This window comes from Methanolobus sp. WCC1, from assembly GCF_045690315.1.
Lineage (GTDB): Archaea > Halobacteriota > Methanosarcinia > Methanosarcinales > Methanosarcinaceae > Methanolobus > Methanolobus tindarius.
The window spans coordinates 2,868,730-2,893,121 of the sequence record NZ_CP146979.1 but is presented as its reverse complement, the minus strand read 5'-3'; the positions used below and the strand labels follow the sequence as shown (position 1 = coordinate 2,893,121).

The 24,392-nt window shown below is 41.2% G+C and carries 24 protein-coding genes; 14 read left to right on the top strand and 10 right to left on the bottom strand.

All coding sequences use genetic code 11. From position 1 onward, the window contains the following. The first annotated feature begins 11 nt into the window (after positions 1–11). From smc to V7O61_RS13705, 10 genes are all read left to right on the top strand, one after another. Positions 12–3,533 (top strand): chromosome segregation protein SMC, encoded by a 3,522-nt coding sequence (gene smc / locus V7O61_RS13750; RefSeq protein ID WP_407347419.1) that lies wholly within the window; start codon positions 12–14, stop codon positions 3,531–3,533. Then, positions 3,530–4,381, top strand: coding sequence for a segregation/condensation protein A (locus V7O61_RS13745; RefSeq protein WP_407283296.1), 852 nt, complete (start codon positions 3,530–3,532; stop codon positions 4,379–4,381). The genes smc and V7O61_RS13745 overlap by 4 nt, the downstream gene beginning before the upstream one ends. Before the next feature lie 15 nt (positions 4,382–4,396). Next, positions 4,397–5,503 (top strand): SMC-Scp complex subunit ScpB, encoded by a 1,107-nt coding sequence (gene scpB, locus V7O61_RS13740; protein ID WP_023845426.1) that lies wholly within the window; start codon positions 4,397–4,399, stop codon positions 5,501–5,503. 148 nt (positions 5,504–5,651) lie between these two features. Further along, positions 5,652–6,203 (top strand): TATA-box-binding protein, encoded by a 552-nt coding sequence (locus V7O61_RS13735; protein WP_023845427.1) that lies wholly within the window; start codon positions 5,652–5,654, stop codon positions 6,201–6,203. Between the two features lie 26 nt (positions 6,204–6,229). Next, the gene (gene aglJ, locus V7O61_RS13730) at positions 6,230–7,159 is read left to right on the top strand and encodes an S-layer glycoprotein N-glycosyltransferase AglJ (protein ID WP_407283297.1); all 930 of its coding nucleotides are present in this window, start codon (positions 6,230–6,232) and stop codon (positions 7,157–7,159) included. A 298-nt stretch (positions 7,160–7,457) separates the two neighbouring features. Then, positions 7,458–8,747: a phosphomethylpyrimidine synthase ThiC gene (thiC, locus tag V7O61_RS13725; protein ID WP_023845429.1), complete on the top strand. Its 1,290-nt coding sequence runs from the start codon at positions 7,458–7,460 to the stop codon at positions 8,745–8,747. A gap of 235 nt (positions 8,748–8,982) precedes the next feature. Further along, positions 8,983–10,203 carry a PAS domain-containing sensor histidine kinase gene (locus V7O61_RS13720; RefSeq protein ID WP_407283298.1) on the top strand — a complete coding sequence of 407 codons (1,221 nt, stop codon included), beginning with the start codon at positions 8,983–8,985 and terminating at the stop codon, positions 10,201–10,203. A 238-nt stretch (positions 10,204–10,441) separates the two neighbouring features. Continuing rightward, positions 10,442–11,632, top strand: coding sequence for an alcohol dehydrogenase-like regulatory protein ErcA (gene ercA, locus V7O61_RS13715; protein ID WP_288069981.1), 1,191 nt, complete (start codon positions 10,442–10,444; stop codon positions 11,630–11,632). After that, positions 11,619–12,773 (top strand): PAS domain S-box protein, encoded by a 1,155-nt coding sequence (locus tag V7O61_RS13710; protein ID WP_407283299.1) that lies wholly within the window; start codon positions 11,619–11,621, stop codon positions 12,771–12,773. Before ercA ends, V7O61_RS13710 begins: the two co-directional genes overlap by 14 nt. Positions 12,774–12,845: 72 nt before the next feature. After that, positions 12,846–13,625 (top strand): S-adenosyl-l-methionine hydroxide adenosyltransferase family protein, encoded by a 780-nt coding sequence (locus V7O61_RS13705; protein ID WP_023845433.1) that lies wholly within the window; start codon positions 12,846–12,848, stop codon positions 13,623–13,625. A 10-nt stretch (positions 13,626–13,635) separates the two neighbouring features. Here the strand turns inward: V7O61_RS13705 and V7O61_RS13700 are convergent, their stop codons facing one another. Together V7O61_RS13700 and V7O61_RS13695 are read right to left on the bottom strand one after the other, a co-directional pair. Continuing rightward, entirely contained in the window at positions 13,636–14,214 is a 579-nt protein-coding gene (locus V7O61_RS13700) for a cohesin domain-containing protein (protein ID WP_407283300.1), read from the bottom strand. 145 nt (positions 14,215–14,359) lie between these two features. Next, positions 14,360–15,334, bottom strand: a complete 975-nt coding sequence (locus V7O61_RS13695) for a radical SAM protein (protein WP_407283301.1) — start codon at positions 15,332–15,334, stop codon at positions 14,360–14,362. A 190-nt stretch (positions 15,335–15,524) separates the two neighbouring features. Here V7O61_RS13695 and cbiM point away from each other — a divergent pair, with 190 nt between their 5' ends. Further along, positions 15,525–16,175, top strand: coding sequence for a cobalt transporter CbiM (cbiM, locus tag V7O61_RS13690; protein WP_023845436.1), 651 nt, complete (start codon positions 15,525–15,527; stop codon positions 16,173–16,175). Then, positions 16,172–16,486 (top strand): PDGLE domain-containing protein, encoded by a 315-nt coding sequence (locus tag V7O61_RS13685; RefSeq protein WP_023845437.1) that lies wholly within the window; start codon positions 16,172–16,174, stop codon positions 16,484–16,486. Before cbiM ends, V7O61_RS13685 begins: the two co-directional genes overlap by 4 nt. Before the next feature lie 46 nt (positions 16,487–16,532). Here the strand turns inward: V7O61_RS13685 and cbiQ are convergent, their stop codons facing one another. After that, a complete protein-coding gene (gene cbiQ, locus V7O61_RS13680) occupies positions 16,533–17,339 on the bottom strand; it encodes a cobalt ECF transporter T component CbiQ (RefSeq protein ID WP_023845438.1) in 807 nt (268 codons plus the stop codon). Positions 17,340–17,350: 11 nt separating this feature from the next. Next, a complete protein-coding gene (locus V7O61_RS13675; protein ID WP_023845439.1) occupies positions 17,351–18,193 on the bottom strand; it encodes an energy-coupling factor ABC transporter ATP-binding protein in 843 nt (280 codons plus the stop codon). Positions 18,194–18,425: 232 nt separating this feature from the next. Here V7O61_RS13675 and V7O61_RS13670 point away from each other — a divergent pair, with 232 nt between their 5' ends. Together V7O61_RS13670 and V7O61_RS13665 are read left to right on the top strand one after the other, a co-directional pair. Next, a complete protein-coding gene (locus V7O61_RS13670; protein ID WP_407283302.1) occupies positions 18,426–20,057 on the top strand; it encodes an ABC1 kinase family protein in 1,632 nt (543 codons plus the stop codon). Positions 20,058–20,147: 90 nt separating this feature from the next. Then, positions 20,148–20,813 (top strand): class I SAM-dependent methyltransferase, encoded by a 666-nt coding sequence (locus V7O61_RS13665; protein ID WP_407347494.1) that lies wholly within the window; start codon positions 20,148–20,150, stop codon positions 20,811–20,813. A gap of 46 nt (positions 20,814–20,859) precedes the next feature. Here the strand turns inward: V7O61_RS13665 and rpl12p are convergent, their stop codons facing one another. The 6 genes from rpl12p to V7O61_RS13635 form a co-directional block, all read right to left on the bottom strand. Then, positions 20,860–21,168: a 50S ribosomal protein P1 gene (rpl12p, locus tag V7O61_RS13660; protein WP_407283303.1), complete on the bottom strand. Its 309-nt coding sequence runs from the start codon at positions 21,166–21,168 to the stop codon at positions 20,860–20,862. Positions 21,169–21,222: 54 nt separating this feature from the next. Beyond that, positions 21,223–22,251, bottom strand: a complete 1,029-nt coding sequence (locus V7O61_RS13655; protein ID WP_407283304.1) for a 50S ribosomal protein L10 — start codon at positions 22,249–22,251, stop codon at positions 21,223–21,225. Between the two features lies 1 nt (position 22,252). Then, positions 22,253–22,894: a 50S ribosomal protein L1 gene (locus tag V7O61_RS13650; RefSeq protein WP_023845444.1), complete on the bottom strand. Its 642-nt coding sequence runs from the start codon at positions 22,892–22,894 to the stop codon at positions 22,253–22,255. Positions 22,895–23,052: 158 nt separating this feature from the next. Beyond that, positions 23,053–23,538 carry a 50S ribosomal protein L11 gene (locus V7O61_RS13645; RefSeq protein ID WP_023845445.1) on the bottom strand — a complete coding sequence of 162 codons (486 nt, stop codon included), beginning with the start codon at positions 23,536–23,538 and terminating at the stop codon, positions 23,053–23,055. A gap of 52 nt (positions 23,539–23,590) precedes the next feature. Then, positions 23,591–24,058, bottom strand: coding sequence for a transcription elongation factor Spt5 (locus V7O61_RS13640; RefSeq protein ID WP_048135990.1), 468 nt, complete (start codon positions 24,056–24,058; stop codon positions 23,591–23,593). A gap of 2 nt (positions 24,059–24,060) precedes the next feature. Next, positions 24,061–24,243 carry a protein translocase SEC61 complex subunit gamma gene (locus V7O61_RS13635; protein ID WP_407283393.1) on the bottom strand — a complete coding sequence of 61 codons (183 nt, stop codon included), beginning with the start codon at positions 24,241–24,243 and terminating at the stop codon, positions 24,061–24,063. Positions 24,244–24,392: the final 149 nt, after the last annotated feature.

Genomic DNA, 24,392 nt, shown 5'->3' with positions numbered 1-24,392 from the left:
AGAGGATTTACGTGCACATCAAGGAACTTGAGTTTATAAACTTCAAATCCTTCGGAAAAAAGGTAAAAATACCTTTTTTTGATGGTTTCACTACCATATCCGGTCCAAATGGTAGTGGGAAATCTAACATAATAGACGGTATTCTCTTTGTGCTGGGTCTTTCAAGTTCCAGAACCCTGAGAGCTGAAAAACTAACTGACCTTATATACAACGGCGAAGGTTCCAAAAAACCAGATTTTGCCCAGGTTACCATTCGGTTTGACAATACTGACCGTGAGATGCCATTTGATGCAGATGAGATTTCCATCACAAGAAAGATCAGGGAAACTGATTCCGGATATTACAGTTATTTCTATTTTAACGGCAAGGCAGTAAGCCTCGGAGATGTTCATAATTACCTTGCCAAAGCCCGTGTAACTCCTGAAGGATACAATGTTGTGATGCAGGGAGACGTTACCCGTATCATCAATATGACTCCCGGTGAAAGACGTAAGATAATTGATGAGATTGCCGGAGTTGCTGAATTTGACAGTAAGAGGGACAGGGCACTCAGCGAACTTGAGATTGTTCGTGAAAGAGTTGAAAGAGTCGATATTATTATTGAAGAGGTTGGTCAGCAGCTTGAAAAGCTAAAGACTGAACGTGATCAGGCTCTTAAATACCAGTCTCTCAAAGAAGAGAAAATGAAATTTGAGGGTTTTGTCCTGCTGGCAAAACTGAAAGATGCCAAAGTAGAACTCACAAGTGTCGCAGATGATATTCTTGCAAAAGAGGAAGTTCTTGCCAAACTGGAAGTTGATTTAGAGGCAAAGAGAGTTGCTGTGGATAAACTTGAGCAGGAACTTGAGGAAATGACCCTGAACATCCAGAGAATGGGTGAGGATGAACAGATCCAGATCAAGAAGGATATTGAAGGAATCCGCGGTGAAGTTTCAAGGTGTATGGACACCATTGAGATTTCTGAAAAAGAGATGGAAGATGTTGAATCCAGAAGAAGAAAAGCCTTTGTGGATATCGATGATATAAAAGGTAAGCTTGAAGAACTGGATTCAAAAATATCAGAAGAGACAATGCGTAAGGAAAGTATTCTTGAGATGTCCGAGCGCAAAACAGAGCGCATGCTCCTGCAAAGCAAGATTGCTGATGTGGATGCTAAGTTTGCGCAGACCCGTGATGAGTTAAGCAAACTCAAATCCCGGCTTGAAGAAGTGAAAAATGAGAAAAACGAGCTCATGCGTCAGGAAGATCGCCTGCTTGATTCCCAGAGAAGAAAGTCTGTTGAGGCAAGGGATATTGAAAGTGAAATCGCAGATGCGAAGTCTAAAGCGGAATCTTCAGGCAGTGACACAAAATCCGTAGAATATGATATTGATAAACTCAATGAGAAGATCGATGCCCTGACAAAGGACATGGATGATCTTGAGTTCACACGTTCCCAGTTAAAGGTTATTGTTAAGGAATTTGAGGACGAGCTTCGAAAGCATGAGAATGATTATGCAAGAATCGAGGTTCGTGTCAGAGCTGCAGAGGACCACAGCAGGTATTCCAAAGCCGTAGACATGGTGATGAATGAGAAGAAACACCACGGTCTGCCGGGAATCTATGGTACTATTGCAGAACTTGGTAGTGTTGACCAGAAGTATTCCAATGCTCTGGGAATTGCAGCCGGCGGTCGTATGCAGGCAGTTGTGGTTGAAAATGATGAGGACGCATCAAGAGCTATCTCTTTCCTGAAACAAAGGCGTGGCGGCAGGGCAACTTTCCTTCCTTTGAACAAGATGGAAGGCCGCAGGCCTTACAAGGATCTTTCTGACAGGGAAGGTGTGATTGGCTATGCAATTGACCTGATTGATTTTGATAATAAATTCGAGGCAGCATTCTGGTACGTTTTCAGGGATACTCTGATTGTTGATACTCTTACCAACGCGCGCCGCCTGATGGGGGGACTCAGGATGGTCACTCTTGAAGGTGAAGTTATTGAAAAGAGTGGTGCGATGGTTGGAGGTTCCCAGCAGCAGAAATCCGGTCTTTCTTTTGCAGCATCTGAAAAAGATAAGCTTGTAAAGATAGCTGAAAAGATAACCGAACTTGATTCCAAGCGCAGTAATGCAATCAAAAAACTGGATCAGGTTGAAGGTCATGTGGCACAGATCAACCGTGAGATACATGAACATGATAAGGAAATCTCCAAGAAGCAGATGCAGCTTGAAGAGATCTCAGGCAGGGGCGAGCGTCTTGAACAGCTTATTGAGGCAAAGAGTCAGGAACTTGCAGAAATCGAGGATGCCCGCAAACAGCTCAGGGAAGAAATGGATTCCACACTCACAAAGAAGCAGGAGCAGGAAGAACTTGTCGTTTCACTTGAAAAGGACATTGAGGTTCTGGAAGATAAACTGGAAGGTTCCGAGGTTCCTGAACTTAACAGGCAGGCTGAGCAGCTTGATGAGGAAATCAGGCGTCTGGACGGTCGCGTAAGGGATATTGAATCCACTCTTAATGCTCTTAACCTTGATCGTGATTATGCATCTAATAAGATCGAAGAGAACAGGGAACTCATCAAATCCATGGATGAGAAGAAGAGCACTCACAAGCAGCGTGTTTCCGAACTAAAGAATAAGATAGCCGAACTTGAAGAGTTACTCAAAGAGAAGCAGCAGCGTGAAATGGAACTTGCAGATGAGCTTAAGGAATTACAGCAGGAACGTACCCGCTTGCATGATGAACATCTTGCATTGAAGAAAGAATTTGATAAATTCAAGGCAAGGTTCGATGAAGGCAACAGACAGATGATGGCTCTTAACGCAACAAAGGAAGCCCTTGATGAGCAGGTAAACGATCTTACTGAGGAAATTCAGAGGCGTGGTATCGAGGAAACAGAAGAAGTTCCTAATTATGAGACCGTACGCACAAGGATAGCATCTATTGAAAGGGCAATGGAGCGCCTTGAACCTGTGAATATGCGTGCAATTGATGAATATGATGAAGTTGAATCAAGACTTGATGAGCTTGTTAGCAGGCGTGACACTCTCTCATCTGAAAGAGAGCAGATTCTTGAGCGTATAAAACAGTATGAACAGCTCAAAAAAGATACTTTCATGGAAACCTACAATGGTATTAATGAGCCATTCAAGGAAATATTCCATGAGCTTTCTGATGGAATAGGCGAGCTTGTTCTTGATAATTATGAAGACCCATTTGCCGGTGGTCTTACACTTAAGGCACAGCCAAAGGAAAAGACACTGCAGCGTCTTGAAGCGATGTCAGGAGGAGAGAAGAGTCTGACTGCGCTTTCATTTGTTTTTGCTATTCAGCAGTACAGGCCGGCACCTTTCTATGCATTCGATGAAATTGACATGTTTCTTGACGGAGCAAATGCCGGAAGGGTTGCACAGCGCGTGAAAAAGGCAGTTAAAAATGCTCAGTTTATCGTTGTGTCCCTGAGAAAGCCAATGATTGAAGCCGCAGAGCGCACAATCGGTGTTGCAATGCAGGAAAATAACATTACAAGTATAACGGGAGTGAAATTACGTTGAACGAAATAGCAGAAGATGTGGAAATGGTTCAGGCAGTCGACATTGCCCAGATAGCTGATGTTTCGTTACCTTGTACCATTGACCCTGAATTCGTAGAGACTTTAAGAGGTCTTGGTGTTGATGAAGCCCTTCTGGAATTCCCGGAAGATGTCCTCAGTGAACCTGTTGAGATCCTCATGAATCTTGCAAAAGATGGTGCAATTAATCCATGGGATATCGATATTGTCAATGTTACTGATATGTTCCTTGAGCGAGTAGAGGTTATGCAGATGCTTGATCTGCGCATCTCCGGACGTACACTCCTTTATGCAGCAATCCTTTTACGTATGAAATCAACTGGAATTGTCCAGGAAGAAGAGGAAGAAGACTGCTTTGACATGTTTGCAGATGAGCTGGATTTCTATGAGGTTGATGAATATCCGGTTCCAAAATTACCAATCAGGCGCAGGGCTACCCGTCCTGTAACGCTTCAGGAACTTATTGTTGAACTTCGTAAGGCTGAGAAGGTAGAAACACGCAGGAAAGACCGCAGTGTTCACCGCAGGCTTGAAGAAAAGGCCGCAGTAACCACAGATGATGTCCTTGGAATTGCACACGAAGAGGATATTCTGGGACGTGTAAAGGACATGGGTGAAATGCTTGAAAAATCGTTTGAAGATTGTGATTTTGTGGTCCTTTCAGATCTTATGACAGACGACAGGTCGGAGAATATAATGACTTACGTTTCATTGCTGTTCCTTGCTACCGAAAAGAAAGTATGGCTTGCCCAGAAAGAACTTTTCGGTGAATTGTATGTGTATCCATGTGATGAAGCATGTGATATTGTAACTGCAACAGAGGCTGTGTGAGGTGTATTCACAGTTATGAGTGATAAGGAAGTAATCGAAGCAGCTCTTTTTGCTGCCGGGGGAGCACTTGATGCTACAACTCTTGGCAGGCTGATAGGCAAAAATAAAACAAAAGCCATTCCTGTTGCCCTGGAGCTTGTAAAGGAATATGCTGAAAGGGAATCAGGCCTTGAGGTTCTGGACCTTGGCGAACGTTATGTCATGCAGGTCAAGCCCAAATATACCGATGATGTAAGACCTCTGGCTCCAAAAGAACTGAGTGCACCGATGCTTCGCACACTTTCCATGATAGCCTATCATCAGCCGCTTGTCCAGTCTGATCTTGTTGATATGCGGGGTAATTCCGCTTATGATCATATCAGAGAACTAAAGGAAAGGGGATTTGTTGAAGCGCTTCCGCACGGCAGGACAAAGATTCTCCAAACTACTTCTCTGTTTGCTGATTATTTTGGTCTTGAATCCAATGATCCTGAACTTGTCAAAAAGAAGATCATTGAACTTTCCCGTGTACAGAGCGGACAGAGTGGTCTTAATAAATGGCTTGGAAGGCGGTTTATTGGTGTTACTCCGATGTATGAGTCACTTATGCAGCTTTGCGGTATAAGGGAATATAAAGTTATCAATGCTTATGACCCTACCGAAGAGGAACTTGATGAGCTTGATGATGTTTACAAGCTGGTAATCTCCAAAGGTTATACTGAGAAAGTAAGTAAATACTATGATGGGGAGATTATTGAGGCTAGCTCCACGACATTTGATGACCTCATAGATTCTATAAATCTGCTTGAAAACGTGTCAGATACCGACACCGCAAAATCAAGTATAGAATCCATAGGTGAGCTCAAGGAACGCTATGTTTCAAAAGCTCTTGTGATTAGCAAGAAAGTCCAGCCTGCAACAGAAATGGTTGCGCGCATTGTCAGTGATCTGCGTCTTGGTGTTTCATCAACCGGGATTGTAATCGCTCCTGACTACGGACAATCCAGTGACGGCGTTGACATTTCAGAGGGTGCTGATATTTTGATACCTACACACAAAGGCATGAATGGTGACCTTATAGAAAGGGTATGCAGCAAATATGATGCTGTTATTGATGGTCTCAAAAAGCTTGAAGATGAATGAGATGGGGAATTTGTATTAAATTTTACTCAAAAAGTATTAAAACTTTTACTATTTTATCAGTTCCTTAAAAACCTATATAAACAAGAGGGTATAAGCTTATATACTGAATTGTTGAATATTAGCCCGCTTTAAATATGAGGATTATACTATGTCAGATTACAACATCAAAATTGAAAATGTGGTCGCATCTACCAAGCTTGCTGAGGAGTTCGATCTTACAAAAATAGAAGCTGAATTTGAGGGCGCGGAATATAACAAACAGAAATTCCCCGGTCTTGTCTACCGTGTTTCTGACCCAAAAGCCGCATTTTTGGTCTTCACTTCCGGTAAAGTTGTATGTACCGGTGCAAAGAATGTGGATGATGTTCACACTGTCATAGGCAATATGGCCCAGAAACTTAATGACATTGGCATCAAGACAATCGAGAATCCTGAAATTACAGTTCAGAATATTGTTGCGTCAGCAGACCTTCAGGCAGTCCTGAACCTTAATGCAATTGCAATCGGTCTTGGTCTTGAGAACATTGAATACGAGCCAGAGCAGTTCCCTGGTCTTGTTTACCGCATTGACGATCCTAAGGTCGTTGTACTTATTTTCAGTTCCGGAAAGCTTGTGGTCACCGGCGGCAAATCACCTGAAAATTGTGAGCAGGGTGTTGAGGTCGTAAGACAGCAGCTTGACAGCATGGGTCTGCTTTAAGACCTTTCATTTCTATTTATATAGAGATGTCAAACGAAAATGTTTGTATTTTGTTGCCCACTCTGAATGAAGAGGCTACCATTGGTCAGGTCATCAGGGATTTTCGCTCTGAAGGCTTTGACAATATTCTTGTAATTGATGGTAACAGTAAGGATAAGACTCGTGAAATAGCTGAAACTGAAGGTGCCAGGGTAGTTGTCCAGACCGGTAAAGGAAAAGGTCAGGCAATTAAACAGTCCTTTGAGTTAATAGAAGAGGACTACGTCGTCATGGCAGATGGTGATGGCACAAACCTTGCAAAGGATGTTCATGCTGTTCTTGGTCCGGTTCTTGAAGGCAAAGCCGATCATGTTATGGGAAACAGGCTTGTGGATTACGAAGAAGGTGCTTTTACCAGGCTCAACCTTTTCGGGAACAAGGTAATAAACAAGATGTTTGGCATGGCTTATGGTGTATGGCTTGAGGATATTCTTACAGGTTACAGGGCTTTTAATAAGAAAGCCATCAAGTCCTTTGAGCTTACAAAAATGGGATTTGAGGTAGAATCTGAGATCACAATAGAAAGTGTGAAAAAAGATCTGCGCATAGAAGAAGTCCCGACAACTTACCTGGCAAGACATTCAGAAGGTGCTACAAAATTGAATCCGCTAAAAGATGGCTGGAGAATTGGATCTACCATCTATAAAATGGCAAAACTTCATAATCCGATGTTCTATTTTGGAATAATCGGCGGTGCGTTTATCCTCGCAGGTATTCTTGTTGGCAGTTTTGTTGTTGTCCAGTGGTTCCAGGGTGTTACACGCATTCCTATGACTATACTTACTACGTTGCTGGTAGTAGCAGGTTTCCAGATGTTCATTTTTGGAATGCTCAGCGATCTCATGGTTACCCTTCACAGGGAAAACATGCGTATGCTCCGTAAAATCACTGAAATTGCCGAAAAGGACGATGACTGATCTTTCATGGTAACTTGTCCTGAATTCAAAGTTTCAATGACATTTCATTTTCCCTGTAAACAAAACAATTTTAGTTGAATAGTGGGTTTTGCATTATTGTCAAAGCTCTATTCCAAGTCGAATCATAATTGCTTATGGGTGTGATTTTGAATATCTTTTTTAGCTTTTATTTATTCCCCGCTTAATAAAAAATCGGCATCTATAAAGTTAACTTGACTTTATCTAAAGTTTATTTTTTGACAAACATTATATACGATTTAGTTATTGTAGGTTACATCTAAATCTTGAGGTATAAACAATGACAATAGTTACAGATGCAAAAAATGGTAAGATCACAGAAGAGATGAAGATCGTTGCCGAGGTTGAAGGCAAGGATCCTGAATTCATCAGACGTGGTATCGCAGCAGGAAGAATCGTAATCCCAATGACACCATACAGGGATATCAAAATCTGTGGTATGGGCGAAGGTCTTACAACCAAGGTAAACGCATCTATTGGTGCATCATCAGACATCGTTGACCTTGACATGGAAGTCAAGAAAGCAAAGGCAGCAGAGGCAGCAGGTGCTGACACACTTATGGAACTCGGTACCGGTGGAGACTTCCTTGGTATCAGGAAAGCTGTTTGTGACGCAATATCCCTTCCAGTAGGATCAGTACCACTCTACCAGGCATTCATCTCAGCAGCAAGAAGAGATGGTTCCATTGTTCACATGACAGAGGACGACCTCTGGAGTGCAACCGAAGAACAGGCAAAACTCGGTACAAACTTCATGGCTATCCACACTGGTGTCAACAACATTGTCCTTGACAGATTGAAGGCACACGGCAGATACGGTGGTCTCTGTTCCCGTGGCGGTGCATTCATGAGTACATGGATGCTGCACAACGAGAAGGAAAACCCACTTTATGAAGACTTCGATTACCTTTGTGAGATCCTCAAGGAACACGAAGTTACCCTTTCAACCGGTAACGGAATGCGTGCAGGTGCAGTAGCAGACGCAACTGACAGGGCACAGGTCCAGGAACTTATCATCAACTCCGAATGCGCACAGAAAGCACATGACAAATACGACCTTCAGGTAATCGTAGAAGGACCAGGTCACGTACCACTTGACCAGGTAGAGACAAACGTCAAGCTCATGAAAGCAATGAGCAATGGAAAGCCATTCTATATGCTTGGTCCACTGGTATCAGACATTGGTGCAGGCCGTGACCACATCGTAACAGCAATCGGTGCATCAGCTTCCGCAGCAGCAGGCTGTGACTTCCTCTGTTACGTAACACCAGCAGAACACCTTGCACTTCCAAACCTTGAAGATGTAGTTGAGGGTGTCAAGACATCAAAGATCGCAGCTCACGTTGGTGACATGATCAAATATCCGGAAACAGCTCGTGAAGTTGACCTTGCAATGGGCAGAGCACGCGCAAGACTTGACTGGGAGGAACAGTTCAAGCTCGCACTCGATCCGGAACTTGCAAGAAAGATCAGAACAGAGAGAGCTTCAGCAGATGAAGACGCATGTACAATGTGCGGTGACTTCTGCGCTCTTAAGATTGTCAATTCAAACTACGACCTTTGCAAATAATGCCTGTGGGCATTATTTACTTTCTCTTTTCTTTTTGAAATCTACACAAAATCATTTTCTTTTTTTCCTTAATATTTTTAAAATCACTATCAACAATAGTTTTTCATCACAAAAAAATGCAAATATTTTTATAATTATGTATCCTCTATATTATTGTGGGACACGTAGCAAATATGGCTAAATGGGTTTTTTGTGCCCGACAACATAGTATGTTGTATCTATGGGGTTTTAATCTGTGAATCCTTCTGATGAAGATAGAAGGCAGGCTGATCTTCGAAACAAGATTATCGGGTTGAGTGAAACTTCTCATAGGAAGAATTATTATCCTCAGTTAAAGGAGCAGATTAAAGAACTTAAGCGGGCAATGCGCGCCCTGAAGGAAAGTGAGGAAAAGTACAGGACATATGTAACCATATCGCCTTATCCTATTTTTGTAATTGATTTCGATGGTAAATTCCTTGATGTAAATCCTGAGGCCTGCAGGGTTGCAGGTTACTCAAGTGAAGATATACTGAAAAAGCGTATTTCTGATTTTATTCTTCCGTCTCGTGTGGATAATTACGAGGTAACTTTTCACAAACTGCAAACTGAGGGGAAACTATCAGGTGAGTTCCCTTTCATTAACAAGACCCAGGATCTTTTTTATCTGGAACTCCATGCGGTGCAGATTCCCGGTAACAAGTTCCTTGCAATATGCATGGATATAACTGAAAGGAAAAAAGCTGAAGATGAGATGTTAAGGGCAAAAATTATTGCAGAAAATGCTAACCGTACCAAGAATGAATTTCTGGCAAATATGAGTCATGAATTGCGTACACCTTTAAATTCTGTTATCGGATTTTCAGATATGTTACTGGGTGGTGCAGGCGGTGAACTCAGTGAAAAACAGCTTCGTTACCTTACTAATATATCCAACAGTGGAAAACATCTCCTTAGTATTATTAATGAGATCCTTGATATTTCCAGAATAGAGTCAGGGGAAATGACAATCAATAAACAAAAAATTCTCCTTGGTGAAGTATATGAAGAAATCCATTCAATCCTGAAACAACTTGCAGACAACAAGAGTATTGATTTCCAGATGCCTCTTGAATCTGAAGAAACCTATGTGTATGCTGACAAAGTCAAACTAAAGCAGATATTTTATAATCTTGTTACCAATGCCATCAAATTCACAGAAAAAGGTGGCTCTGTTTTAATTGATTCGACTATCGATGATAAATTTGTACATATCTCTGTAATTGATAATGGAATTGGTATTGACAGTGAAGGAATGAAAAGACTATTTAATCCGTTTGTGCAACTGGATTCCTCTGAATCCCGCAAATATGAGGGTACCGGCCTTGGACTTGCACTATCTAAAGAGCTTGTTAATCTCCATGGCGGCGATATATGGGCTGAAAGTGAACCTGGTAAAGGAAGCACTTTTACTTTCACTATTCCTGTATGTCAGTAACAGTTAATCTTGCATTTTTTTATACATCATTGAAAATCAGGGTATGTATTTTCAGCTTTTTATGCCGATTCTTTCTGTTTTTAGTTATGATATATAATGAGCCAAAGACTTTTATAAAAAAACAACTTGATATTTTATGTGGGAAAATCTGACCTTTACATAGCGTAATTGTATAAGATTCATAGAAATATTTAGTGTATATCAAAATACGAACCTGTTTTCAGGGGTGGTATGTAGTATGAGTGGGAAATGTAGTAAAAATACGATTAATATGTCTCATGGAATTCTTCCAACCCGCAAATTCTCCGCGCCGGAAATTATTCTGGGTGATGGCTCCAGAAATCTAATTGGCCAGTATGTCAACAGTCTCTCCGGCAGAAATATCCTGCTGGTAACAGATCCGGGTGTCATCAAAGCGGGCTGGGCCGGGGAAGTTGAAGATAGTATCAATTCAGAAGGAATAGACATTGTAGTCTATAACAAAGTCTCTTCCAACCCCAGATCTTCTGAAGTGATGCGGGGCGCTGAACTTTATGAGAATGAAGGATGCGATCTCATTGTGGCCGTCGGAGGCGGTAGTCCTATGGACTGTGCCAAAGCAATAGGTGCTGTAGCTTCAAATCAATGTAGTGTTCTGGAACTTGAAGGTGTGGATGAAGTTGCTATGCCCGCCCCACCTTTGATATGTATTCCAACCACTGCAGGTTCTTCTGCTGATGTATCCCAATTTGCTATAATCAACGATGAAAAAGAGAAGCGTAAATTTGCCATAATCAGTAAAACCATGATAGCAGATCTGGCTCTTATAGATCCCGAAACCACGCTTTCAATGGATTCTCAACTGACTGCTGCTACTGGTATGGATGCTCTTTGTCACGCTTTTGAATCATATGTTTCAAATGCCTCCTCTGTGATGACTGACATGTATGCACTGGAAGCAACAAAACTAATATCGGAGTATTTGCCCAAAGTTTATGATGAACCTGATAATCTTGTTTACAGGGATAAGGTAATGCTTGGCAGCATGTATGCAGGACTTGCATTTTCAAACGCCAGCCTGGGTCTTGTTCATGCAATGGCTCATAGTCTGGGTGGATATAAGGATTCTCCGCATGGGGAATGTAATGCTCAGCTCCTGGGTCCGGTTGTCGAGTTCAATTATTCTTTTGCATCTGAAAAGTATAAGGAACTTGAAGCAGCTATGTTGGGAACTAAGTCTGTAGGTGACAAAGGCCCCGAAGGGATTGTAAATGCGCTTTTGGACATTACTGAACATCTGGAAATAAAACCCGGATTGGCATGCATGGGCGTAAAAGACAGTGATATTGAACTTCTCAGTAAAAATGCATTAAAAGACCCGTGTCTGGCTACGAATCCCAATCCGGCTAAAATAGAAGATATAGCGAGAATTTTCCATGATTCACTCTGAAGAGGATGTTGAAATGAATGATCTCAGGCAGAAAATCATTGGATTAACTGAGACCTCCCATCGCAAGAGTTATTATCCTCAGCTTAAGGAACAAATCAATGAACTTAGCATTGCCATGGATGCCCTGCAGGAAAGTGAAAATAAGTACCGTACTCTTGTTGAGAATGTGAACATTGGTATAATCAGAACCGAACCCTGGGAAGGTGGAAGAATTATTCAGGCAAACCCGGCTCTGTGCAAGATGCTGGGATTTGAGAATGAAGATGAACTATTGAATTATCCTGTAGAAGGCATATATCTTCATCCGGAAGATCGTGCAGAGTTGATGGATAAATTGAAGCAACTTGGAAAAATTAAAGATCATAAAATCAAATTTAAGGTAAGGGATGGTTCTACTATTCTCTGTTCTCTTACCCTTTCCGCACAATATGATTCTGATGGTAATATCAAGTTTGTGGATGGTGTAGCTGAAGATATCACCGAGAAAGAACAAAAGGCAGAAGCCCTCAGGCAGGCAAACAATAAACTAAATCTTTTAAGTTCGATAACCCGTCATGATATAGTTAATCAGGTAATGGTTCTGGAAGGATACTTACTGCTGTTGGCAGAGAAAGTAAAAGATCCTGAACAACTTGAACTGATACAGAGAATGAAGGGCAATATCAGGTCTATAGATAAGCATATTATGTTCACCAAGGATTATCAGGAAATAGGAATTCATGCACCTGAATGGGTAAATCTTCGGGCTGCTCTGAAGGATGCTATGGTATCATTGGATAATTCTCTGGTTGATATTCATATAGAAGCGGGGAGCTATATGATTTTCACCGATCCAATGGTTAGGAAAGTTTTCTACAATCTCGGAAACAATGTGGTGAAACACAGCCGGGCTGAACACCTTTACATTACTACTGATGAACAGGATGATCAGTTGCTGGTTGTTTTCCAGGATGATGGAATCGGTATTGAGGACAAGAAAAGGTTGTTTAAAAAAGGTAGTTCCTCTTCTGGATATGGACTTTTTCTTTCAAAAGAGATCCTTTCAATTACAGGCATTGGAATAAGAGAAATCGGCGCTTCTGGTGAAGGTGCTCGCTTTGAAATCATTTTTCCGCAAGGACAGTACAAATCTGTTCAATAATGTCCAGTGATATGGATGCTTACAGCATAATTTAAGTATGTATTTATAGCAAAACTGACAGAATTCATATACATGTCAGTAATTACTCTCACTACTGATTTTGGTTCCCTTTATCCTGCATCCATGAAGGGCGTGATACTCAGCATAAATCCGGGTGCTACAATTGTTGATATAACTCATTCAGTTCCTCCAATTGATATAAGAGCAGGTGCTTTTGCTATCTATTCTGTGGTCAAGCATTATCCTGCCGGAACAATTCATGTGGGTGTTATTGATCCGGGAGTAGGCACCGGCCGCAATGCAATAATTGTCAAAGCAGCTGATCATTGGTTTGTAGGACCTGATAATGGTCTTTTGATACCTCCGGCACGTCTGCTGGGGGATATTGAGGTCTATGAAATTATAGAGGGAAAGCTTTCTGAAAATATCTCATCAACGTTCCATGGAAGGGATGTTTTTGCACCGGCAGCTGCATATTTGTCAAATGGCAGGGAAGTTCTTGAAATTGCCCGCAAGACTGATGACTATGTTGATATGGACTTTTCAGGTTACATTATAGAGAAACAATTCATCGAAGCAACTGTTATTTATGTGGATGATTTCGGGAATATAATCACCAATATACCCGGTGACAAGGTCCTTGATGAAATAGAGCCGGGCACGATTCTCTCAATATCCGGCAGACAAATGTCTTTCCTGAAAACGTATGGGGAAGTTTCAAAATGGGGTCTTATTTCGCTAATCGGAAGTCACGGGTTCTTTGAGATAGCTGTGAACCAGGGCAGTGCTTCACGTTTGCTCCATCTGAGCAATGGAAACAGCTTAAGAATAGGAATTATGGGCAGAACTTAACTGCCCATATTCATTGTTTTGTCCTGAGGATATACACACAGCACATTGCAACTATGGCTATTATTGCACCGTTCTGCCCGGTTTTCGGACTTTCTTCTTCAGATGTGGTTTCCATATCAATTTCCTGAGTCTCCATTTCCACATCACCGACTGCTATCTCTGAATTTATTATTGTTACTGGTAGCTTGTCTCCTGCAGAGTTGGTAATAACTACATTTTTCATCTCAAGACCAGTAATTCCAGAATTGTCCTTTGCCTGAAGCTTGATGGTGGCAAAAACATCTCTGTCAAGCATGGTATCATCTCCCATTATTACTGAATAGATATTGGTTACAGTTCCGAGTTCATTGTCTATTGTTCCTTTTGAGAATATTGTGCTTTCTCCGCCCTGCTTGAAGAAGTTGCCTTCGGTTATGGATACTACTTCTACAAGTGTGGGGTCATATGCCAGTTGCATCTCTGCACCGGAAACATTGACATCACTTTCTATCATTATATCAAGCGTGAATTCTTCGTTTTCCTCAACCTGTAATTGTGATGGGCTCAGGGTAACTGCTATCTCCGCACTTGCAGTCCCTGCGAGTAACAAGCTTAAAAGAATAAATAAAGAAACGGTTGTGAATATCCTGCATTGTCTAATATATGGAATATGATCACCTTCAATTATTCTATATAATTATTGGTGAGTTATTATATTAAAATCATTGCAGGTAATATCCCTGGTGGATTGGTCTTCACATCCATTCATAGTGCCTTGCAACTTCGGTATTGAAATTATACATGAGGCTGTTTTCAACATAACCAAAGAAAAGGCATTTCTGGCAATTATGGGCTTTCTCTTTTCGGAGGTCCTTTGTCCTTTCCCAAAACTTTGCAATACCTTCGTTGATGTGTCCGATTTGTTCCCGATATACCCTGCAGTTTTCTATACTGCCATCGGCCGTTACGTCAAGTATAATGTCATTTGCATGGCAGGTAAAATCAGGTTTCAGGTCACGGACCATTTTAAGATATGTATAAGAGTTAATTATCGGATAACCTTCCTTTTTCATCTCGATTATCCTGTCTACGGTCTGATGATATTTTGCGATATCTCGAATTCCCATTCTGTTCCATGTGTCTGTTTCTATTCCCTGGAATTCGTACATTGGCTCGAATGATATTTTCACATGCAGGTCTTTTGCCATTGTTATGAGTTCTTCGATATCCTCAAGATTCTTTCCGCTGATTACGCAATTAAGGAGAAGTGGATTTTCAATTCTGTCTTTTGCTTTAAGGATTCCTGGCATTATCCTGTCAAGATCAACACCTCTGATATCCTTGTAACTGGAAGTCCCATCAACAGAAACAGAAAGATAGTCAAGGTCTGTAAGTTCATCTATCCGTTTTTCAAGTAAAAGTCCATTGGTTATGAGGGATGTTACCATTCCAATGCTTTTTGCATAAGCCAGTATTTCCGGAAGATCTTTCCTGAGAAGTGGTTCCACTGTCCATGCATTATATACAAGAATTCCAAAATCTCTGGCTTCATCAAGAAGTTTGAAGATGTCCTGGAGTTCCATCTCCGAACCTTCTGTTTTCCAGTACTCGCAGAATGAACATTTCATGTTACATCTGGAATTGATGGCATGGGACAACACAAAGGGACGTTTTCTGATATGCATTTGCCAGACAGCTTTTGCAGCAATGAATGGTGAATATTTAGCCATAGTGATTATCCGTTTTTATTGTTCTACCACTTTCTATTTTATATATCTTGGTTTTGATGATTCGGGAAAAGGTAATACGAATATTAATGATGTTAGTTCATTAAGTATATATACTTCCTAGTGTGTATCCACAAGTGTTACAAAATAGGATTATTTTCATATCATATTTATAACTTAATGAGGATTTAAAATGCATATTCCGGATTCCTTTATACCAATTGGTCAGGCAATTGTTTATTGGGTGATTGCTCTGCCTTTCATATTTATGTCCCTCAAATGGGCTAGAAAAGAACTTGATGACATGAAAGTGCCCATTCTCGCAGCACTTGCAGCAGGCATATTTGCCATACAGGCATTGAACATTCCAATCGGGATGGGTACCAGTGGTCACATGGTTGGTGCAGTCCTTGTTTCCATTATATTTGGAAGTCCGTTTGCAGGCGTTCTCGTACTTACACTTGTGCTACTGGTTCAGGGTTTCATTTTTGGTGACGGAGGAATCACAACAATGGGTGTAAACATCTTTAATATGGGTGTCATCTCCGGTTTCACTGGATACTACCTGTTTGTTGCACTGAAGAACAAGATCGGTATCAAATCAGCTTCGTTTGTAGGTGCATGGATTGGTCTTCTGGTCTCTGCTCTTGCCTGTGCGGTTGAAATGTCAATTGCGGGTACATTCCCACTTGTAGCAGGTCTTACAACAATGGGTCTTTACCATCTGATCATCGGTGTAGTTGGTGAAGGTCTCATTACAGCAATTGTGATCACAGCAATTGAAAAGTCAAGACCTGATCTTTTAGATTCATCAGTTACAAATTCAAAAGGTGTGAGGGCATGAGTGTGACAGCAGGTTCCAATATGAACATGAAATTCCTTTATGCAGGAATTGCCATTGCTTTGTTGATTGCTATTGCAGCTCCTTTCCTGGCATCTTCAGATCCCGACGGTCTTGAAAGTGCAGCAGGGAGTGTTGTGGAAGAATCAAAATTAGCTGAAATGGAAGAATCAGCTCCTTTTCTAGAGTCTCCAATGCCGGATTATGCAATTGCAGGACAGGGCAAAATGGGTGAGGTAATTGCAGTGGTTGCAGGTACTATCCTTGTTCTTGGCATCAGTTTCGTATTAGGGAAAGCAATGAAGAAGGAATAATTATTTTCCTTTCTTTCCTTCCTTTCTTTTTTTCTCCATTTTATTCTCAGGCTAAAAAAGCCACAACCATTATTCCAATGGTAATCATCGAGAACAGAATATCACTTGTTTTCAGCTTGTTTTTATGCACATATATTTTATCTGCACTTGAATACCCTCTGCATAACATACTGATATAAGTTCTTTCACCCTGTTCGTATGAACGAATGAATAATGAACTGATGGTGTATGCAACCTGTTCGAGTATCCACTTATGTGGTACATCCTTGTTCCATAAGTAGAACAGACGAGTCTTCTGTGCAACTCTGATACGTTTCAGGATGATCCAGAATACGAAAAGGTATCTGACCATCATTGATAGGATGAGTGTAAATTCTGCTGGCATTCCAAGACGCCTTGCAGAAGTTACCATGTCGTTCATTTTCATAGTAGATGACATTAGTACAATTGCAGTGATGCAGACAATATATTTTGCAAGAAGTATGAGACCAAAAGATATGCCTTCATAGGTTACTGTTATGCCCAACGGGAGATCAAGCGGATAAACTGTGAATGAGTCTATAAATGGTTGTCTGACAAAAGGTTGTATCAGGACTATGGCAAGTCCAAATGGCAGTATTGAAAGAAATCTCATTATGGTATAAACTGGATTAAGTCTTGCAATTGCCATAAGTGTTATTATATAAAGTTCCAGAATTATCAGCTTTGAGAAATTTGTCTCATCCATGCGTGGCAAACTTACTGCAAAAACGATAATTGCAATGACTGCAAGTATCTTTGCTCTCCCATCAAGTCTGTGGATGGGGCTATTCTTGTATGCTTCCCTTTCAATGTCCGTGAGTGTGATTTCCATTGGCAGGCCTTTTATTTATTATTAATAAGTCGAATGATCTCATCCTTTGCATCAGGTGGTGTGATCTTTATATCAGCATCAAACCCTGATTCCTGAAGTAATTCGAATACCTCTGCAATACGCGGCATTCTAAGGTGGGCATTTTCAAGCAACTCATGTTTTTTGAATATCTCTTTTGCAGTCCCTCTGGCTTCTATCCTGCCGTGATGCATAATATAGACCACGTCTGCAAAAAGGGGAACAATATCTACATCATGCGTTGAAAGAATGACTGTTATGCCGAACTTTTTGTTCATGCCATCGATTATTTTCATTATATTCTCGGCACTCTGGGGGTCAAGTCCTGCGGTTGGTTCGTCAAGTACAACAACTTCCGGTTGCATTGCAAGCACTCCTGCAATAGCCACCAGTTTCTTCTGTCCTCCACTGAGGTGATGTGGTGAACGCTCTTCAAAACCTGAAAGGTTTACAAGTTCCAGAGCTTTCTTCACTCTATTGTTCACTTCTTCCATATCAAGACCCATGTTAATTGGTCCGAAAGCCACATCCTGCTCAATTGTCGGCGCGAGAATCTGGTCATCAGGATTCTGAAAAACGATGCCCACTGTGTGGCGTACTGTCCTGATGTTCTTCTTTGATATCTGCTCCCCTTTTACAAGTATTTCTCCGGATGCAGGTTTTAATATCCCGTTGAGATGTTTGAAAAGTGTGGATTTGCCTGCTCCGTTTGCTCCCAGAATTGCTATCTTCTCCCCAGGATAAAGGTCAAGGTCTATGTTGTCAAGAGCTTTTGTTTTGCTGCTTGCATAAAAATAGGATACTCCTTTTAGCTGAACTATGGGTTTTTGGTTCATTTTGGTCACGCTGCTTTGCAACCGGCCAAAAAGCCTGTTTTTGACAGGGAGCTTTTCATTCTACATAAGAATCCTGTTATAAATACTTGTTTGGTGTTACCAAATGAAATTATTTTTTTATTCAAGTGATTAAAAAATGAATTAGTTTTGCAGTTTTTACCTTTTTATCAGGTGACAAGAATTATTATAATGATACTAAGCTATATCTACTAACAGGACAAACATAGTATCGATGTTCAGGAAGATCCGCAGGTACATTACTATTTTCAGGGTATTTTCAAAGTATAATCTTTTTAGCCTTATTTATAGTGAGGTTAACCAGTATTATGTTTCCAACAGAAGAAACCCCTGTGTACTGGATTCCAAGAACAGGGACAATGCTGTAAAACTCAGAAAAGCCCTTGAGGAATTGGGACCAACATTCATAAAACTGGGTCAGATACTTAGCAAGAGGCCTGATATTGTTCCTGCTATATATATAGAGGAACTGGGGAATCTTCAGGATAATGTGAATCCTCTTGGTTTTGATACGATGAAAGTGGCTTTTGAGGGTTTTAGTTGCAGCATTGGAACTGAGGAGATCAATGAAACTCTTGAGCATTCTAATTTTGACATTCATGAGATTTTCGATGAATTCAATACTGAGCCAATAGCATGTGCTTCAATAGCCCAGGTCTATGAAGCAAAACTCGATGGAAAAAAGGTCGCCGTAAAGATAACAAGGCCCAATCTGATAAATACAATAAATCTTGATCTTGCAATTCTCAGTGACCTTAAACCTCTGATTGTGAGGATGCTGGGTCTGGGTAAGAATTTTGACATTGATGGTTTCCTTTATGAATTCAGTGAGCTTCTCAGCCGTGAGCTCGATCTGAGTAATGAAGCAAGGAATATCAGGCGTTTTGAAGAGAACTTTGCAGATGTGAAAGAGGTTCATGTTCCGCATATCTATGACGATTTTTCCAATGAGAATGTTCTTGTCATGGATTATATGGAAGGCGTTACCATCAGGAAACTTTCAGATGTGTCTGCTGAAAAGAAAAAATGGTATGCAGATATCATCAGTAAAAGTTACCTGAAACAGGTTTATATTGATGGGTTCTATCATGCTGATCCTCATAGTTCAAACATAATCCTGCAGGAGGATGGTATTGCTTACATCGATTTTGGTGCTGTGGGTACTATTGATGATGAACTTCGGCGCAACATGCTCAACCTTTTTTATGGTATTTACAAGAAAAGACTGGATGTTGTATTTGAATCATTCATGAAGATTACGGGAATAAACAAGGAAGATATCAATGTACGTCGTTTCAAGCTGGATCTTGATGACATTATATCGAAGCAGAATTATTCATCCGGTGAACGCCAGAGTGATAATTATGCGACCCTGGGACTGAAGTATGATCTGTCTCTTCCAACTGAGTTCTCAACACTTGAAAGGGCTCTTATTCTCATCGAAGCTAATTGTCTTGAACTTGATCCAAGATTTAACCTGCTGGAAAATGCAAAACCTGTTATCATGAAGGTTTTGATGAAGCGGTATTCACCATTTGAGGCTTTTGAGTACCTGCAGCTTGAAGGTGACAGGTATCTGGAAATTATCAAGGAACTGCCTCAGGGTGTCAACGATGTTATTGAGACCATCAGGGGTTATAAAATCGAAAGATTTGAAAAGAAGACCGATGAAATCAGAAAGTATAAGACAATTGATTCAATTTCAAAATATACCTTCCTTCTTGGTATTCTTCTTGCATCTTCATACTTTGCAATAAGTGGTGAAGGCTACCTGCCTGTAATGGGTATTGTGGGATTTATGAGTGCTATATTCCTTTTTGCAGTTATGTTTGTGAAAGATTCCTGATTACTTTTTAGTTCATAGATTCAGTGATTGTAAATTTTATTTATGGTCAGGCTCATACTAATTATGGGAGTAAGCAGTTAATCCTGATTTCTGTTAACAATTAATAGGGGAAGGTGTGTTAAAATCAATCATGTAAAAGGAAATAATTTTGGATGGTTATTTGGTGGAAGACACTATGATTTTTTTGCAACAATCCTTGGTTTTGGAAATACATATTACAATCAGGTAGCTGAAGCTCTTCCGCTTGAAAACAGAATGTCTGTTCTGGATCTTGGATGTGGGACTGAATCTGTAGGTATTGCAATTTCCAGGCAGCTTGGAGGGAATGTGGAAATACATGGGCTTGATCTGTCGGGTACACAGCTGGATTATGCAGCTATAAAAAGCTCAAAATCAGGTACTTCTCTGAATCTTTATAGGGGTTCAATGGATCTTCTGCCATTTACCGATGAATCTTTTGATCTTGTAGTCACTTCTGTGGCATTCTGTGAGACAACGTCTGAAGTACGAAAGGGTGCTATCAGGGAAGTTTCTCGTGTTCTAAAGGACAATTCCTGTTTTGCAATTGTTGATTGTGCAAAACCAATAATGGGACTTGATACTGTAATGATGCTTCCTTTCTTTATGTTTAAAGAAACAGCTGAAAGCTGGAATAATCATTATCCTGATATTTGCAGGGAAAACAACCTGATTCTTGAAAATGAGATTTATATCAAATCTTATGTAAAATGCCAGCTTTACCGGAAAGCTGATTAAAAAAAGAATATGTTGTCCGCACAAAGGCGGACAAGAAGTAGTTTGTTTATCCGAAAAGTGCTCCGAGACCAGCCATGCCGCTCTCTTCTGCTGCATCGTCTTCTTCTTCTTCAGCTGCTTCTTCTTCTGCTGGAGCTGCCTCTGCTGCTGCAGGTGCTGCTGCTGCAGGTGCTGCTGCGACTGCTGCTGTTGCCATTGCTTCCTCGATGTCTACGCCATCAAGAGCTGCGACAAGTGCTTTTGCACGTGCGTCGTCGACGTCTACGCCAGCTGCCTGGAGTACTGCTGTTACTGCTTCTTCTGTAATGTCTTTGCCTGCTTTATAGAGTAAAAGTGCTGCATATATGTATTCCATGTGAAATCACCTTTTATTTATATCAAAGTAAATTTTGTAGTTTGTAAATTCTGATTATCCAAAGAGTGCTCCAAGTCCGGCCATGCCGTCTTCTTCAGATGACTCTTCTTCTTGTTCTTCTTCCTTCTCTTCTTCTGCTTCTTCAACAGTTTCCACTGGGGCTGCTGCAGCTGCGCTTGCTGCCGCACCAAGTGCTTCCTTTAGTTCATCATCAACTGCTTCTTCATTGTTAGCAGATGCAATTGATGCAACTGAAAGCATTTCGGACTGTGCTTTTCCAAGAAGCACATCGACAATGCCTGGTTCCAGTACCACTGCGTTGACACCAAGGTTTCGTGACTCTGTGGTTGCTTTTGCAATGAGTGTCTTGATGTTTTCTTCAGTTGGGTATGCTGCGAACACGGATGTGTTGAATGCCTGCTGTGCTGCCAGCACAATGTCTGAGAAGTATTTGTCTTCGTCGATAGCCAGTACATCTGGTGTGAAGATCATTCCGTTCTCAAAGGCTGCTCTGAGGTCAAGACCTACTTCCATTGGATAGATCTCAAGTCTTGTAAGCATTGCAGCGAGTTTCTGTGAAACTGCTTCGCCTTCTTTTGCTACGGCCTTTGTTTCTCTGATTACCACCTTTCCACCGTCGATAGCTGCAGGAATTCCTGCTGCCTGCATATCTCCGAGTATTGGTCCTGGTGGGAATGATGTTGGGCCCTTTTCGACGATAATGTCACGAGGTGCAATTGCACCTGCTTTGATTGGGGATGGGCTCTTGCTCTTTTCCAGTGTCTTGAACAGCTTGAATGGGTTCTGCTCTGTGAATACAAGGGCAGTCTGTACGTCTACGTACTCTTCCATGTCCTTTACTTCACTGGATTCGTCAAGTGCTCTTCTGATAAGTGTGTTTCTCGCAACTTTCAAAACAGCCTTGCCTTTAAGATCCCTTCTCATTTTCTGAAGTTGTTTTGCTGGGATTCCACCAATGCCAATGACACCAAAAATAGGGTATTCCTTGATGAGTTCCTTGATTGCCTCAACTTCATCCTTTTTCCACTGAGGGATGTGGGTTGTGTGGTGTTCTTCAGCCATTTTATACCACCTTCACTGACTTACCCATAGTGGTTGTAACATAAATTGATCTTATGTTGTGCTTGCCCTTTTCAAGGGAGCCTTCCACTCTATTAAGGACTGTTTCTACGTTCTCTGCAAGTTTCCGGACTTCCATGTCTCTGCGGCCAACGGATACGTGGAATGTAAGCTTGTCTTTTGATCTTATTCTAATTGAGCTTCTTGCGCTGTTGATAAGATCAGCCACGTTCTTTCCTGGCGGCAATGGAGTTGGCATTTTACCTCTTGGTCCCAATATGGCACCAAGTGCCTTACCGATCTGTGCCATATATTGAACTTCTGCAATGAAGAAGTCAAACTCATTGGCAACTGATCTTGCACGTGACTTGTCATCTGCCATATCTGCAAGATCTTCCTCTGAGAATACGGTTTCTGCGCCAGCATCTTTTGCCTGAAGGCCAACCTCACCTTTCGCAAATACTGCGATCTTGAGGTCTTTACCCAGACCGTGTGGGAGTAAAATCTCTTCATCAACACGGTTTTTAGGCTGACTCATGTCCAGATTCTTTAAGTTAATAGCGAGCTCAATACCTTCTGAGAATTTTCTCTCAGGTGATTCTGCTAATAACTTCTCAATAGTTTCTACTATATTTTCGTCTGCCATTCTTTACCTCCCGTAGTGTGAACTCATGGTTCAGGCAGGACCTTAACGGTCTACTACGGCTTTGTCTAGAGTTTCAGGTGTTCAAACCTTATCTCTGTCTATAAGTGGGCACACCAATTAACAGTATTTATATTAAAGTTATTGGTCAAAGCATGGAATTACCATGCTTCCTGTGCCAGTACATCGTCAAATTGTCCCTCATCGATAGCTTTCTGGCACTCCTGTGGGGACATACCTTCTGCTGTAACGCCCATCGGGACACAGGATCCTAGAACCTCTTTCACAGCAGCTTTCAGCTCGTATGAAAGGATGTCGTCCTTCTTCATACGTGCAATCTTTGCTGCTTGTGGGATCGTAAGGTTACCTACGATTGTTGTGTTTGGTTCGCCAGATCCCTTCTGGATTCCGATTTCCTGCATTATAAGCGCAGATGTAGGTGGAGTTCCGACTTCTATCTCAAAACTCTTGTCGTCTGCAACTATAACTTTTACCGGGACTTGCATCCCATTGAAATCTTTAGTCTTCTCGTTGATCTTGTCGATCACGTCTTTTATGTTAATTCCAAGAGGACCAAGTGCAGGACCAAGTGGTGGACCTGGATTTGCTTTTCCTCCTGGGACCAATGCTTCTACAACATTTGCCATTTGAATATCACCGTTGGATTAAATAATAAATATAAGTTCAATTTTCATTCTTTCAGGAATTATTCTCTTCATCTTTCCTGAGGACTCTTACAGTATCTCCGCGAATAGTTATAGGTATCGGTACAACCGCATCGAACAGTTCTACTGTGATTTCCTCATGTCCTTCATCGACTCTCTTCACACGTGCCTTTTCACCTTTGAAAGGACCAGATGTTATTTCGATGATTGCGCCTTCTGAGATTCCTGTTACCGTTGGTTTTGGTGTAAGGAAGTGTGATATCTCTTCAATAGAAGATTGTCCTTTTACCAATGCTCTGGCGTGTGGCACGGTCTGTATTGCCTGTTCCACATCTCCAGGGGACGAAGCTTCAATTAGCACATATCCTTTTAACTCATCCGGCGCAAGGATTGCCCTGATGTCCAGGTGCTCTTTCCTTGCAGATTGAGTTATCATATTTGCAACTGATCTTTCCTGATTCGCAGTTGTTTTAACTACGAATATTGCTGACTCTGCGGTCATGACTACACCCATTTAGGCATTTCCACCAGAAGTACATATATAAGGAAACCTACGAATCCGATAGCAAGGATTCCCAGACCCGCAACCTTAGCTATGGTCAAGAATTCCTCTCTGGATGGTTTCTTTGTTAGTTTGAGTACCCTCAAATATGTCTTCAGGGTTTGGTTTATGCTTGCGCTATTGATGTTGCTTAAATCAAATGAATTTTCTGCCAAAGTACTTCACAACCGGTTATGATCATTTAATAATGCATGCGTTTATTTTGAAGCCGTATAATATCAGAACTTTGTGTCTGCTGTATATAGCGCCATCAAAACTACGTCTTTAATAAAAT